The sequence below is a fragment of the Armatimonadota bacterium genome, from assembly GCA_031081585.1.
Taxonomy (GTDB): domain Bacteria; phylum Sysuimicrobiota; class Sysuimicrobiia; order Sysuimicrobiales; family Humicultoraceae; genus Geohabitans; species Geohabitans tengchongensis.
In genome coordinates this window covers 43,169-56,202 of the sequence record JAVHLY010000003.1, presented here as the reverse complement: position 1 = coordinate 56,202, position 13,034 = coordinate 43,169, and the positions used below count along the sequence as shown (strand labels likewise).

Below are 13,034 nucleotides of genomic sequence, written 5' to 3'. Positions count from 1 at the left end.
GCGGCGCATCCTAGTACGCGGCCAGGCGGCGCATGGCGGCGGCGATCTTGGCCCGGTCGATGGTGAACCACTCCTCCAGCGGCTTGGAGAAGGGGATGCCGGGCACGTCGGGACCGCCCAGCCGCATCACCGGGGCGTCCAGCGACTCGAACGCCTCCTCGGCGATGAGGGCGGCGATCTCCGCGCCGATGCCCATGAAGCGGTTGTCCTCGTAGACGATCAGGGCGCGGCTGGTCTTGGCCACGGAGGCGAGGATTGTCTCCCGATCGAGCGGGCGCAGACACCGCAGGTCGACCACCTCGGCCTCGATCCCCTCGGCGGCCACCTCCTCGGCGGCGGCCAGCGCCTCGTGCAGCATCCAGCCGAAGGCGAAGACGGACAGGTCGCGACCCTGCCGCCGGACCGCCGCGGGGCCGAGGGGCACGACGTAGTCCCCCTCCGGCACCTCGCCGCGGACGATCCGGTACATCCGCTTGTGTTCCAGGAAGAGGACCGGGTCGGGGTCGCGCACGGCCGCCTTCAGCATCCCCTTGGCGTCGGCCGGGGTGTAGGGAGCCACCACCTTCAGCCCCGGCACGTGCGCGTAGAAGGCCTCCACCGACTGGGAGTGGTAGAGCGCGGTGCCGTGGGAGCCGCCGTAGGGCGCGCGGAAGACCACCGGGCAGCCGTAGCCGTTGTTGGAGCGGTAGCGCATGCGCGCCGCCTCGCTGACGATCTGGTTGAACGCCGGGTGGATGAAGTCGGCGAACTGGAACTCGGCGATGGGGAGCAACCCGTTGGCGGCCATGCCGATGGCCACCCCGGCGATGGAGGACTCCGCCAGCGGCGAGTCGATCACGCGGTCCTCGCCGAACCGCTCGTACAGCCCCATGGTGACGCCGAAGACGCCGCCCTTGCGCCCGACGTCCTCGCCCAGGACGACGACCCGCTCGTCCCGGGCCATCTCCTCGTGGTGGGCCTGGTTCAGGGCATCGACGTAACGCAGCTCGGGCACGGTCGCTCCCCCCTAGGCCTGGCCCGACGGCGGCCGGCCGGATGGTTCTCCGCCCGCGGGGGACGACCCCGCGGCGGTCGCGCCGGGGCGGGGGCCCGGACGGGCCGCGGCTGGCGCCTGCGCCAGCCAGGAGAAGTCCGGGGAGTCGCGCCACGCCCCCGGCGGCGGGGTGGCCGGGTTCCAGTAGACGGGGTCCTCCTGCGGCGGCGCGTACACGTAGTGTCGGGCGCTCTCCGGGTCGGGGAGCGGGGCGCGCTCGGCCGCGTCGGTGGCCTCGTCGATCTCCCGCTTGATGCGCGCCATCATCTCCTGGTCGGTGCGCTCGTCCAGCACCCCGGCCTCCTCCAGGTAGGCGCGGAAGGTGCGCAGCGGGTCGGCCAGCCGGGCCGCCTCGATCTCCTCCCGCGGCCGGTAGCGCTCCTGCTGGTCGTCGCTGCTGTGCGAGCCCAGCCGCTGCACCCGGTACTCGATGAGGGTCGGCCCCTCTCCCCGCTTGGCCCGCTCATAGGCCTCCCGGGCCACCCGGTAGCACTCCAGCACGTCGCTGCCGTCGGCCACCACCCCGGGCATGCCGTACCCGGCCGCACGCGCGGCGATGTCTCCGCCGGCCACCTGCTTGCGCAGCGGCACCGAGATGGCGTAGCCGTTGTTCTCCACCACGAAGAGGATGGGGAGCTTGTAGATTCCCGCCCAGTTCAGCGACTCGTGCCAGTCGCCCTGGCTGGTGCCGCCGTCGCCGATGGCCACCATGGTCACCTCGCCAGTGCGGCGCAGCTTCGCCGCGTAGGCGATCCCCACGGCGTGGGGGTACTGAGTGCCGACGGGGCTGCTGGTGGAGAGGATGCGGTAGCGGGGGTGGCCGTAGTGGCCGGGCATCTGCCGTCCCCCGCTGCTCGGACTCGTGCCGCGGGCCAGCAGGTCGAGGAGCATGTCGGCGGGCGTCATCCCCTTGACGAGACAGGCGGCGATGGACCGGTAGAAGGGAACGAACCAGTCGCGGGCCTTGTCCATCGGCCACATCGCCCCCACCTGACACCCCTCGTGCCCCGGGCCGGAGATGACGAACATGGCCTTGCCCGAGCGCTGCAGCACCCACATGCGCTCGTCGAGCGCCCGGGCCAGCGCGATGTAGTAGTACATGTCCAGGACGTCCTGGTCGCTCAGCCCCAGCAGCCGGTGGCGCGGGACTGCGCGCGCTTCGGTCGTGGTCTCACGCAGCGCCATAGGCCTCCCCCTCTGGACGGCCCGTGGTGCGGGCCGCGTCGCCGCTCCCTGTCCGTGTCGCTCCGCCCGGCCCGGCCCTCACGCGTGGATCACCCGTCCCATCGCGTCGAGGGCCGCCTCCTTCACCGCCTCGGCCAGCGTCGGGTGGGCGTGCACGGCGGTTCCCAGCTCCAGCACGGTCCCCTCCAGCGCCCGCACCGCCACCGCCTCGGCCACCAGTTCCGTGACGCCGGGCCCGACCATGTGGACCCCCAGGAGCTCCCCCACCTTCGCGTCCACCACCACCTTGACCAGCCCCTCCGTCTCCCCCTCGATGGCGGCCTTGGAGTTGGCCTGGAAGGCGAAGCGGCCCACCCGCACCTCGCGGCCGGCCGCCCGGGCCTCCCGCTCGCTCAGGCCCATGGTGGCCACCTGGGGGATGGAGAAGGTGGGGCGCGGGATGGTCTGGTAGTCGATGGGCGCGGGGTCGTGGCCGGCGATGCGCTCGACCACGGTGATGGCCTCGTCGGAGGCGACGTGGGCCAGGCGGTAGGGCCGGCGCGTGCCCACCACGTCCCCGATGGCGTAGATGTGCGGGACGGTGGTGCGCAGGTCCTCGTCGACCACGACGCCCGCCGCGTCGACGGCCACGCCGGCTTCCTCCGGGGCCAGCTCGCGCACCACCGGGGCCCGGCCCACCGCCACCAGGATGTAGTCCGCGCGCACCGTCTCCGTCCCCTGTTCGCTCCCGGCGCCCTGGTCCCCGCCGACGCTCGGGCCCGGACCGGCGGCCGGGACCGCCCCCGCGGTCCGGACGCGGCGCAGCGTGGCGACGAGCTCTGCCCCCCGGCGCTCCACGCGCTCCACCGTGGTCTCGGTGTGCACGGCGATCCCGCGGCGCTGGAAGGCGCGGGCCAGCGCCCGCCCGATCTCCTCGTCCTCGAGCGGGACGAGCGTGGGGAGGACCTCCACCAGCGTCACCTCGCTCCCGAAGGCCCGGAAGAGGCTGGCGAACTCCACCCCCACCGCCCCCGCGCCGACGATGAGCAGGCGCCGCGGGACCTCCTGGAGGGCCAACACGCCCGTGCTGTCCAGGATGCGCTCCTGGTCGATCGGCAGGTGCGGCAGGCTCTTGGGTGCCGAGCCGGTGGCGATCAGCACGTGATGCGCCCGCAGGGACGTCTCCGAGCCGTCGGCCAGGGCCACGGCCAGGTCGTGCGCGGTGAGGAAGCGGGCCTCGCCGTGGAAGACGTCGATCCCGTGCTTGCGCATGAGGAACTGGGTGCCCTTGTGCAGCTTGTCCACGACCCGCGCCTTGCGGGCGTGCGCGGCCGGGAGGTCCACGGCCACGCCGTCTGCGCGCACGCCCATCTCGGCGGGGTGGCGCAGGGCGTCGAGGAGCTCGGCGGTGCGCAGCAGCGCCTTGGTGGGGATGCACCCGTAGTGCAGGCAGGTGCCGCCCACCTTGTCCCGCTCCACCAGCGCGGTGCGCAGGCCCAGCTGCGCCGCGCGGATCGCCCCGACGTAGCCGCCGGGCCCGCCGCCGACGATCACGAGGTCATACGGGTCGGGCATCGGCACGCTCCTCCGGGCGCAGGCTCCGGCGCCAGTGCCGCGCTGCCGCCGTCCCCGCCATGGTCAGGCCCCACGTCAATGACGGCGCCGACCGGGGAGGGCGGAGAGGGGCTTCCGCCCCGCGTACCCCTCGGCCAGCCCGTGCCAGTAGCGGATCGCGTCCTCGCCCACCCGCCAGCACAGGTAGATCTGCACCTGGCCGGCCAGTGAGAGGAAGTCGACCAGGCCCAGGTCGAGGTCGCGCAGGATGGCGCCATGGCGCTCCAGCTCGTCGACCAGCGCGGCGAACTCCTCCTGGAGGGCGTCGAGCCGGCGTTGCTCGGCGGCGATCGTCTCCAGGGAGGCCTCCTCCCGCTCCAGCGCCGCCCACAGCCCCTCCAGGCGGGTGCGCAGGCCCAGGGCCTCCTCCCGCACGCGCCGCAGCCGGCGGATGATGCGCTCCACGTCGGGCAGCGCCCGGCTCGCCTCCTCGTAGGTCACGAACCGCGGCATGGGCTCCTCCCGGCGCGCCACGCGATCACCTCCGCACGGTCAGGCGGATGGTGTGGTAGCCCGTCGCCCCGTCGGGGAGCGTCGGGCTGACCCGGGCGGTCTGCAGGACGCCCACCCCGTCGCGGGCCCGCACCTTCAACGTGTACTGCCCGGGGGCGGTCGGCTTCCACAGCGCCGCCCACAGCACCCACGTATACTTGCCCAGCGGCGGCTTCACCTGGGCCGGCAGCCAGGTCTTCCCGTCGTCCACCGAGACCTCCACGGCGCGGATGCCCCGGTCCCCCGCGTAGGCCACCCCGCCCAGGGCCACCTCCTCCCCCACCCTGGCGCTGGCCCGTCCCGTGGGCGTCGTGAACTTGGACATCGTCTTCACCACGGCCTCGTCGCTCCACCCGGAGCGCTCCCAGTACCCCTGGAAGTCGTAGTCCACCGCCTCGATCTTCGTGATCCACTTCGGGTTCTTCATCCCGAAGAGGCCGGGCACCAGCAGCCGCAGGGGGAAGCCGTGGGCCCGGGGGAGGGCCTCGCCGTTCATCTCGTAGACCAGCAGCGTGTCGGGGTGCAGGGCGTCCACCACCGGCAGCGACTCGGTGTAGCCGTCGGCGCAGGTGAAGGCCAGCTTCACCGCCTTCGGGCTCACCCCGCCCGCCAGCGCCAGCACGTCGCGCAGCCGCACCCCCCGCCACCAGGCGTTGCTGATCAGGTCGCCCCCCACCTCGTTGCTGATGCACTCCAGCGTCTGCACCTGCCGCACCGCCGGGAGGGCCTTGAGCTCCTCGAGCGTGAGCCGCAGCGGCTTGCCCACGAGGCCGGTGACCTCCAGCCGCCAGCGGCTGGCGTCCACGTCCGGGTCGAAGCCCGGCGGGTTCTTGCTCACCACGTAGAACTGGTCGTTGGGCGTGACCTCGGGCGGCAGCCCGCGGATGCGGTCGAAGAGGGTCTGGGCGGCGACGCGCGCCCCCTCCCCCAGGGCCGTCAGGAGGCGCACGAGCGCCGTCCCGGCCAGCGCGGTGGCCCCGAGGACCAGGGACCGGTGCAGGACCTCCCGGCGCGTGACCTCCGGGCGTGGCGGAGCGGAGCGGGCCGCGCGCGGCTCCGGGCGCCCCTCGAAGAGCCGCAGCAGGAGCAGCAGGCCCAGCGCGTAGAGCCCCGCGTAGCCGGCCACGGCCAGGGCGACGCGTCGGGCCGCCTCCCCGGGCGCCGGGCTCAACCCCTGGGCGCCCAGCCGGGCTGCCAGCGCGTCCGCCGCCGGCCCCAGCGCCACCGCCAGCAGGACGGCGGCGGCAGCCAGGAACGCCACGGCCGCCCGCAGCAGCGGGCGGCCGCGCCAGGCCGGCCGGGCCACCGCCAGGCCGAGCAGGCCGGCCAGGAGGACCAGGGCCCCGAGCATCCCCCAGAAGGCCAGCGGCTTGGCGGCGAACTTCAGGCGGACGATCAGGACGCTGAAGAGCTCCATGGGCAGCAGCCGCAGGGTGCGCTCCCACAGGGCCAGGGGGACGGCGGGCACACCGCCGAGGAAGAGCCCCTGCATCATCGCCACAGCCGCCAGCACCCCGGCGAGGAGTCCTGCGACCAGGCCGGCCACGGTTGACCTCATGCGACGCTCCGGCAGTGGGCCACCACCCTCACGATAGCAACTCCGGGTGCGGATTGCATGGGGGCGCACGGGCCCGGACGCGCTGAGCCGCCTGGACCGGGGCCGGTGCGGGTTGGAGGCGATCCGGTCCGGTGGCGCCGGCGGGTGCGCCGATGCGGGGCGTCAGTTCGTCAGCGCGCTCAGGCCCGCTCGCCCAGGCCGAACCCCTCGATCTCCTGCTGGCGGAGGCGGGCCACCTCCACCAGCCAGGGCGGGTCTTCGTACACGTAGTCCTTGCGCAGGGGGTGGCCGACCCAGTCCTCCGTCATCATGATCCGCCGGAGGTCGGGGTGCCCCTCGAAGACGATGCCCAGCAGGTCGTAGGCCTCCCGCTCGTGCCAGTTGGCCCCGTCCCAGATGGGGGTGACGCTCGGCACCCGGGCGGCGTCGCGGGGGACCCGCACCTTCAGGAGCAGTTCGTGGCCGTGGGTGAACGAGAAGAGGTGGTAGACGACCTCCAGCTCGCCGCGCTGCGGCCAGTCCACGCCGGTCACCCAGGAGAGGTAGTCCATGCGGAAGGCGGGGTCGTCGCGCAGGAAGCGGCACACTGCCAAGAGGTCCTGGGCGGGCACCCAGGCACCCGGCGTGAGGAAGACCGGTCCCTTCTCCTCCGCCCGGGGTTTGGGCGGCAGGCGGGTGGGTGCGGGGCGGCCGGGGGCGGGTGCGGCCGGAGGTGGCGGCGCGCCCTCACCGGCAGGTGGCGGCGCATCCGCCTCCTCGTGCGGGAAGGGCTCCACCTGGGGAAAGCGTTCGCGCAGCCTGCGCACCAGCTCCCAGCTCATCGCCGCTGGCCCCTCCCGGCGGGAGTCGCGTCCCGGATGGCCACCGTCACCGGATCACCCCGCGGGCGATGGGCTCCTTGGGGGCGGCCCGGCGCAGGTCCTCCAGGTCGTAGCGGAGGCGGTCGCGGTTGTAGGTGCTCCCCTCGTAGTGCGGCGTAAAGACGATGGCCTCGGTGGGACAGACCTCCACGCACAGCCCGCAGTACTGGCACTTGTCCATCTCGATGTCGAAGCGGGTGAGGACGCGGTCCTTGGCGCGCCCCGTGGCCTCGATGTGGATGCAGCGGCTGGGGCAGACGCGCTCGCACTGGAAGCAGATGATGCAGAGGTCGTTGCCGGTTTCGGGGTCGACCGGCAGCGCCAGCAGCCCGTGCCAGCGCTCGCTGACGTTCACCTTCTTGATCGGGTAGAGGACGGTGTTCTTCGGACCGAGCAGTGTCCGCCAGGTGGCCCGCAGCCCCACCGCCAGGCCCAGGAGCCCCTGCCCGACCCGCTCGGTCAGGACGCCCAGTCCGCGCCGCCCGTCGGTCGCCATCACCGGTCCACGTCCGCCAGCACGATGTCGCAGCTCCCCAGGATAGCGATGAGGTCCGCCACCTTCGCCCCGCGCATGACCTGGGTGAGGGCGTAGAGGTTGCTGAAGGAGGGGCCCCGGATCTTCACCCGGTAGGGGCGCTCCTCCCCCTCGCTGACCAGGTAGATCCCCTCGTCCCCGCGGGGCGACTCGATGCGCGTGTAGACCTCCCCGCGGGGCAGGCGCACCGTCACCGGCACCTTGGCGCGGATCTCCCCCGCCGGCATCCGGGCCACGCACTGGCGGATGATGCGCACCGCCTGGCGCATCTCCTCCATGCGCACCAGGTAGCGCGCCCAGTTGTCCCCCTCGGTGCGCACGGGGATGTCGAACTCGACCTCGCCGTACTGCTCGTACGGGAAGGCCTTGCGGACGTCGAAGGCCACCCCGGACGCCCGCGCCACCGGGCCCGAGGCCCCGAAGCGGATGGCGTCCTCCCGGGAGAGGACGCCGATCCCCTGGGTGCGCACCTCGAAGATGGGGTTGCCGGTCAGCAGCTCGTGGTACTCGACCAGGCGGCGCTCCATCACGTCGCAGAAGTCCAGCACGCGCCCGAGCCACGCGTCGGTGACGTCCTCGTAGACCCCGCCCGGCCGGAAGTAGTTGTGGTGCAGCCGGCCCCCGGTGGCGTGCTCGAAGAGGTCGAGGATGAGCTCGCGCTCGCGGAAGCACCAGAGGAAGACCGTCGTCGCCCCCAGGTCGATGCCCCACGTCCCCAGCCAGACCAGGTGGCTGGCCAGCCGCTGCAGCTCCAGCATGAGGGTGCGGATCCAGCGCGCCCGCTCGGGGACGGTGATCCCGCCCAGGGTCTCCACCGCCCGCAGCAACGCCTCCTCGTTGGCCAGGGCGGAGAGGTAGTCCATGCCCCGGTCGGCCAGGGAGACGTTCTGGATGTAGGTGCGGTACTCCATCATCTTCTCCACGGAGGAGTGGAGGTAGCCGATGTCCGGGTTGACCTCGACGACGTTCTCGCCTTCCAGGGTGACGATCATGCGCAGCACGCCGTGGGTGGCCGGGTGCTGCGGGCCCATGTTGAGGAGGAGCTCTTCGGTGCGCAGCGCCATGGCGATCAGGTGCGCAGCGCCATGGCGCTCAGCCGGCCGGGGCGGCCAGCCCGGCGCGGCGCCGCAGGAAGGGCTCGCGGCGGATCTTCTCCTGGAGCTTCAGCACCCCCTCGTAGAGCGCCTCCGGCCGGGGCGGGCAGCCGGGGACGTAGACGTCCACGGGGATGACCGTGTCGACGCCCTTGAGGATGGAGTAGTTGTCGTAGTAGAAGGGGCCGCCGCAGGTGGCGCAGGAGCCCATGGAGATGACGTACTTGGGCTCGGGCATCTGCTCCCACAGGCGGCGGATGATCGGGGCCATCTTGATGGTGGCCCGCCCGGAGACCAGGATGAGGTCGGCCTGACGCGGGGTGGCCCGCGGGATCACCCCGATGCGGTCGAAGTCGAAGCGGCCGGCGAAGGCCGCCATCATCTCGATGGCGCAGCAGGCCAGGCCGAAGGTCAGCGGCCAGAGGCTGGCCGCCCGCCCCCAGTTGAGCACCGCCTCCACGCTGGTCAGCAGGACGCTTCCCCCGGGCAGGACGTCCACGACCTCGATCAGGCGGTCGAGGGGCGCCAGGCCGCTGGGGCGGACGGCGGGGGGCGTGCGCTCCATCTCCGGCGGTGCGTCGGCCATCGAGATGACCTCAGTCACACGGTGTGCTGGCTGAAAGCCAGCCAAATCCTAGCATCGGGCCCCTGAGGGGTCAAACGCCCGAGGGCTTCAGCTGCGGCCGGCGCGCGGGGACTCCACGGGGACGGCGGCCAGGGCCCGCACCGCCTCGGCGATGTGCGCGGCGTCGATGCCCGCCTCGGCCAGCTGGACCGCCGGCGGAGCCGAGCCGGGCATCCTGCGCACGGCCAGATGGCGCACCTGGAGGGGGAGGCCAATATCCGCCTCCGGCTCGGTGAGCGCGCTGAGCACCGCCTCGCCCAGGCCGCCCTGCGGGTAGTGGTCCTCGGCCACCACCAGCCGGCCGCCGGTGGCCCGCACCGCCTCGCGCACCGTCCCCGCGTCCAGCGGCTGCACCGAGTAGGCGTCGATCACCCGCACCGCGATCCCCTCCTGGGCCAGCCGGTCGGCCGCGCGCAGGGCCTCGTGCACCGTGACGCCCGCGGCCACCACCGTCACCCGGTCGCGGTCGGTGCGCCGCAGCACCCGGGAGCCGCCCACCGGGAAGCGCTCCCCCGGCCGGTAGATCACCGGCGTGGCCAGGCGCGTCGTGCGCAGGTAGACGATGCCCGGCCGCCCGGCCATCTCCGCCACCAGGGCGGCGGTCTGGTTGGCATCGCACGGGTAGAGCACCGTGGCGCCGAAGACGGCGCGCATCATGGCCAGGTCCTCCAGCCCCATCTGGGAGGGCCCGTCCTCCCCGATGGAGACCCCGGCGTGGGACCCGCACAGGCGCAGGTGGGCGCGGGAGATGGCGGCCATGCGGATGAAGTCGTAGGCGCGCGTCAGGAAGGCGGCGAAGGTCGAGGCGAAGGGCTTGTAGCCGCGCACCTGCAGCCCCACCGCCGCGGCGATCATCTGCTGCTCGGCGATGTACATCTCGAAGTAGCGCTCCGGGTGGGCGCGGGCGAACTCCTCGGCGTAGGTAGAGTTGTTCACCTCGCCGTCGAGGGCCACCACCCGCGGGTCGGCCGCCCCCACCGCCCGCAGCGCGTCGCCGTAGGCCTTGCGCGTGGCCACCGGCTGGCCCACCTCGTAGGCCGGCAGGGCCAGTGGGGCGGCGGGCGGCGGCGGGGCCGGCGCGCCGTCGGGGGGCGGGGCCACCGCGACCACGATGGGGGGGTCGGCGGGACCGCCCAGCTCGGCGATGGCGCGCTCCGCCTCGTCGGGTTTCGGCGCCTTGCCGTGCCATCCGTCGCGGTCCTCCATGAAGGAGACCCCGCGCCCTTTGACCGTCCGGGCGATGACCATGGCGGGGCGCCCGCTGCCGATGCCGTCGACGGCGTCCTGGTAGGCCCGGTCGATGGCCTCGACGTCGTGGCCGTCGGTGAGGATCGCCCGCCAGCCGAAGGCGCGGACGCGCTCGGCGTAGGCCTCCAGGTTCCACCCCAGCATCGTCTCCCCGCGCTGTCCGAGCCGGTTGACGTCGAGGATGACGATCAGGTTGTCCAGGCGGTAGTGGGCGGCGTGCTCCACCGCCTCCCAGACCGACCCCTCCGAGGTCTCGCTGTCCCCGTGCAGCACCCAGACCCGGTAGGGGAGGCGGTCCAGGTAGCGGCCGGCCAGCGCGATCCCCACCGCGACGGGCAGCCCCTGCCCCAGCGAGCCGGTGGCCACGTCCACCCAGGGCAGCACCGGGACCGGGTGTCCCTGGAGGCGGCTGCCGGGCTGGCGGTAGGTCAGGAGCTCCTCGTCGCTGATGGCGCCGGCGGCCTTGAGCAGGCTGTAGAGCAGCGGCGTGGCGTGGCCCTTGGAGAAGATCAGCCGGTCGTTGGTGGCCCGCTCGGGGTGGCGCACGTCGTAGCGGAAGTGGCGCAGCAGGAGCACCGCCGCCAGCTCCGCCGCGGAGAGCGCCGAGGTGGGGTGCCCCGAGCCGGCGCGGGCGGTCATGCGGATGGCGTCGACGCGCAGCTGCCGGGCCAGGGCGCGGGCCTCCTCGGCCCAGCCGCGGGAGCCGCTCACCGCCTCACCCCTCCGGCCCCTCGGTGGTGGCGCGGGCGGTCTGCCGCCCCTGCTGGTACTCGTGGATCCCCTGGTCGATGGCCACCCAGGCCAGCGTGGCGCACTTCACCCGCACGGGAAACTTGCGCACCCCCTGCAGCGCGGCCAGGTCGGTGGCGTCCAGCGCGGAGGGCTGCCCCTGCATCATCGCCCGGAAGGCCGCCACCAGCGCCCGCGCCTCCTCCAGGGTTTTCCCCCGCAGCTCCTCGGTCATCATCGAGGCGGACGCCTGGCTGATGGAGCAGCCGCGCCCCTCGAAGCGCACCTCGCTGATGCGCCCGTCCGCCACGCGCACCGTGAGGGCCAGCTCGTCGCCGCACAGGGGGTTGGCCCCCTCGACCACGATGTCGGCCGGCTCGAGCCGGCCGCGGTTGCGCGGGCGGCTGTAGTGGTCGAGGATGATCTCGCGGTAGAGGTCCTCCAGGCCCATCAGCCGCTCACCGGGGCCCGGGGCGCCGGGAAGAGGCGGCGCACCGTCTCCAGCCCGCGCACCAGGGCGTCGATGTCCTCCGGCGTATTGTACAGGTAGAGGCTGGCCCGCACCGTGGCCGGCAGGTTGAGCCGGCGGTGGAGCGGCTGGGCGCAGTGGTGCCCGGCGCGCACGGCGATGCCCTCCTGGTCGAGCACCTGGGCCACGTCGTGGGGGTGGACGCCGGCCAGGTCGAAGGCGATGGCCCCGCCGCGCTCCTCCACGCGCTCCGGGCCGAAGAGGCGCAGCCCCTCCACCTCGCGCAGCTGCCCCAGGGCGTAGGCGGTGAGCTCGCGCTCGTGGGCGCGGATGGCCGCCATGCCCACCCCCTCCAGGTAGTCGATGGCGGTGGCCCAGGCGATGCAGTCGGCGATGTTGGGCGTCCCCGCCTCGAACTTGTGCGGCGGGTCCTTGTAGGTGGAGCGCTCTAGCTGCACCAGCATGATCATCTCGCCGCCCCCGTGGAAGGGGGGCATGGCCTCCAGCAGCTCGTAGCGCGCCCACAGGGCCCCCGCCCCGGTCGGCCCGCACATCTTGTGGGCGGAGAAGGCCAGGAAGTCGCACCCGAGCTGGCGGACGTCCACCGGCATGTGCGGGACGCTCTGGGCCCCGTCCACCAGCACCAGCGCCCCGACCCGGTGGGCGCGCCGGGCGATCTCCGCCACGGGGTTGATGGTGCCGAGCACGTTGGACTGGTGGGTCACGGCCACGAGCCGGGTCCGTTCGCTGAGCAGGCGGTCGAAGGCGTCCAGCACCAGGCGTCCCTGCTCGTCGAAGGGGACAAAGCGCAGCCGAACGTGCCGTTCGGCTGCGAGCAACTGCCAGGGCACCAGGTTGCTGTGGTGCTCCATCTCCGTGAGGAGGATCTCGTCCCCCGGGCCCACGTTGGCGCGACCCCAGGCGTAGGCCACCAGGTTGATGGCCTCGGTGGTGCCGCGGGTGAAGACGACCTCCTCGGGCCGGGCGGCACCGATGAAGGCGGCGACGCGGGCGCGCGCGGCCTCGTAGCGCTCCGTGGCCGCCTCGGCGATGGCGTAGATGCCCCGGTGGACATTGGCGTTGATGGTCTCGTAGTACGTGCGCAGGGCGTCCAGCACGACCTGCGGCTTCTGCGAGGTGGCGGCGCTGTCCAGGTAGATGAGCGGTTTGCCGTGCATGCGCTGCCGCAGGAGGGGGAAGTCCTCGCGCACGCGGGGCGGGATCATGGGTCGTCGCTCCTCACCGCCGGTGGGGCAACCCGACGCCCTGCCGCGGCGCCGGCGCCACCAGCACCTCCGTCCCCTCGACCCGCACGGGGTAGGTGCGCACCGGCCGGACGGCCGGCAGCGACAGCACCCGCCCCGTGGGGATGTGGAAGCGCGAGCCGTGCTTGGGACAGGCCACGATCTCGCCGGACAGCGCACCCTCGGCCAGGGAGGCGTCCTCGTGGGTACAGGTGTCGTCGATGGCGTAGACCGTGCCGCCGACGTTGAAGAGCGCGATGCGGTAGCCGTCCAGGAACACCCGCTTCGCCGTCCCCGGGGGCAGCTCCGCCAGGGAGGCCACCCGGACGAACCGCTCCTCCGACACGGCCCCCTCGGTCATGCCGGCCC

The 13,034-nt window shown here is 73.5% G+C and carries 12 protein-coding genes and 1 pseudogene; all 13 read right to left on the bottom strand.

Features of this window, described 5'->3' with window-relative positions; genetic code table 11:
• Positions 1-10: 10 nt before the first annotated feature.
• The gene (locus RB146_02025; protein ID MDQ7827756.1) at positions 11-994 is read right to left on the bottom strand and encodes an alpha-ketoacid dehydrogenase subunit beta; all 984 of its coding nucleotides are present in this window, start codon (positions 992-994) and stop codon (positions 11-13) included.
• Positions 995-1,201: 207 nt separating this feature from the next.
• Positions 1,202-2,218, bottom strand: a pseudogene (locus RB146_02020) (thiamine pyrophosphate-dependent dehydrogenase E1 component subunit alpha).
• 78 nt (positions 2,219-2,296) lie between these two features.
• Entirely contained in the window at positions 2,297-3,772 is a 1,476-nt protein-coding gene (locus RB146_02015) for a dihydrolipoyl dehydrogenase (GenBank protein MDQ7827755.1), read from the bottom strand.
• Positions 3,773-3,847: 75 nt separating this feature from the next.
• Positions 3,848-4,264, bottom strand: a complete 417-nt coding sequence (locus RB146_02010; protein MDQ7827754.1) for a DUF2203 domain-containing protein — start codon at positions 4,262-4,264, stop codon at positions 3,848-3,850.
• Between the two features lie 25 nt (positions 4,265-4,289).
• Entirely contained in the window at positions 4,290-5,849 is a 1,560-nt protein-coding gene (locus RB146_02005; GenBank protein MDQ7827753.1) for a molybdopterin-dependent oxidoreductase, read from the bottom strand.
• 191 nt (positions 5,850-6,040) lie between these two features.
• Entirely contained in the window at positions 6,041-6,682 is a 642-nt protein-coding gene (locus RB146_02000; GenBank protein MDQ7827752.1) for an NADH-quinone oxidoreductase subunit C, read from the bottom strand.
• Between the two features lie 46 nt (positions 6,683-6,728).
• On the bottom strand, positions 6,729-7,217 hold the full coding sequence (locus RB146_01995) for an NADH-quinone oxidoreductase subunit I (GenBank protein ID MDQ7827751.1): 489 nt from the start codon (positions 7,215-7,217) through the stop codon (positions 6,729-6,731).
• Positions 7,217-8,320 (bottom strand): NADH-quinone oxidoreductase subunit D, encoded by a 1,104-nt coding sequence (locus tag RB146_01990; protein MDQ7827750.1) that lies wholly within the window; start codon positions 8,318-8,320, stop codon positions 7,217-7,219. The genes RB146_01995 and RB146_01990 overlap by 1 nt, the downstream gene beginning before the upstream one ends.
• Before the next feature lie 28 nt (positions 8,321-8,348).
• Entirely contained in the window at positions 8,349-8,936 is a 588-nt protein-coding gene (locus RB146_01985) for an NADH-quinone oxidoreductase subunit B family protein (protein ID MDQ7827749.1), read from the bottom strand.
• Between the two features lie 87 nt (positions 8,937-9,023).
• Positions 9,024-10,934, bottom strand: coding sequence for a transketolase (locus RB146_01980; GenBank protein MDQ7827748.1), 1,911 nt, complete (start codon positions 10,932-10,934; stop codon positions 9,024-9,026).
• Positions 10,935-10,938: 4 nt separating this feature from the next.
• Positions 10,939-11,403, bottom strand: a complete 465-nt coding sequence (locus tag RB146_01975) for an SUF system NifU family Fe-S cluster assembly protein (GenBank protein ID MDQ7827747.1) — start codon at positions 11,401-11,403, stop codon at positions 10,939-10,941.
• Entirely contained in the window at positions 11,403-12,647 is a 1,245-nt protein-coding gene (locus RB146_01970) for a cysteine desulfurase (protein ID MDQ7827746.1), read from the bottom strand. The genes RB146_01975 and RB146_01970 overlap by 1 nt, the downstream gene beginning before the upstream one ends.
• Before the next feature lie 13 nt (positions 12,648-12,660).
• Positions 12,661-13,026 carry a non-heme iron oxygenase ferredoxin subunit gene (locus tag RB146_01965; protein MDQ7827745.1) on the bottom strand — a complete coding sequence of 122 codons (366 nt, stop codon included), beginning with the start codon at positions 13,024-13,026 and terminating at the stop codon, positions 12,661-12,663.
• Positions 13,027-13,034 lie beyond the last annotated feature (8 nt).

Coding starts and splice junctions, on each gene's coding strand:
- RB146_02015 (MDQ7827755.1), bottom strand. CDS start 3,772: ATGCCCGACCCGTATGACCTCGTGATCGTCGGCGGCGGGCCCGGCGGC.
- RB146_02010 (MDQ7827754.1), bottom strand. CDS start 4,264: ATGCCGCGGTTCGTGACCTACGAGGAGGCGAGCCGGGCGCTGCCCGAC.
- RB146_02000 (MDQ7827752.1), bottom strand. CDS start 6,682: ATGAGCTGGGAGCTGGTGCGCAGGCTGCGCGAACGCTTTCCCCAGGTG.
- RB146_01995 (MDQ7827751.1), bottom strand. CDS start 7,217: ATGGCGACCGACGGGCGGCGCGGACTGGGCGTCCTGACCGAGCGGGTC.
- RB146_01990 (MDQ7827750.1), bottom strand. CDS start 8,320: ATGGCGCTGCGCACCGAAGAGCTCCTCCTCAACATGGGCCCGCAGCAC.
- RB146_01985 (MDQ7827749.1), bottom strand. CDS start 8,936: ATGGCCGACGCACCGCCGGAGATGGAGCGCACGCCCCCCGCCGTCCGC.
- RB146_01975 (MDQ7827747.1), bottom strand. CDS start 11,403: ATGGGCCTGGAGGACCTCTACCGCGAGATCATCCTCGACCACTACAGC.
- RB146_01970 (MDQ7827746.1), bottom strand. CDS start 12,647: ATGATCCCGCCCCGCGTGCGCGAGGACTTCCCCCTCCTGCGGCAGCGC.
- RB146_01965 (MDQ7827745.1), bottom strand. CDS start 13,026: ATGACCGAGGGGGCCGTGTCGGAGGAGCGGTTCGTCCGGGTGGCCTCC.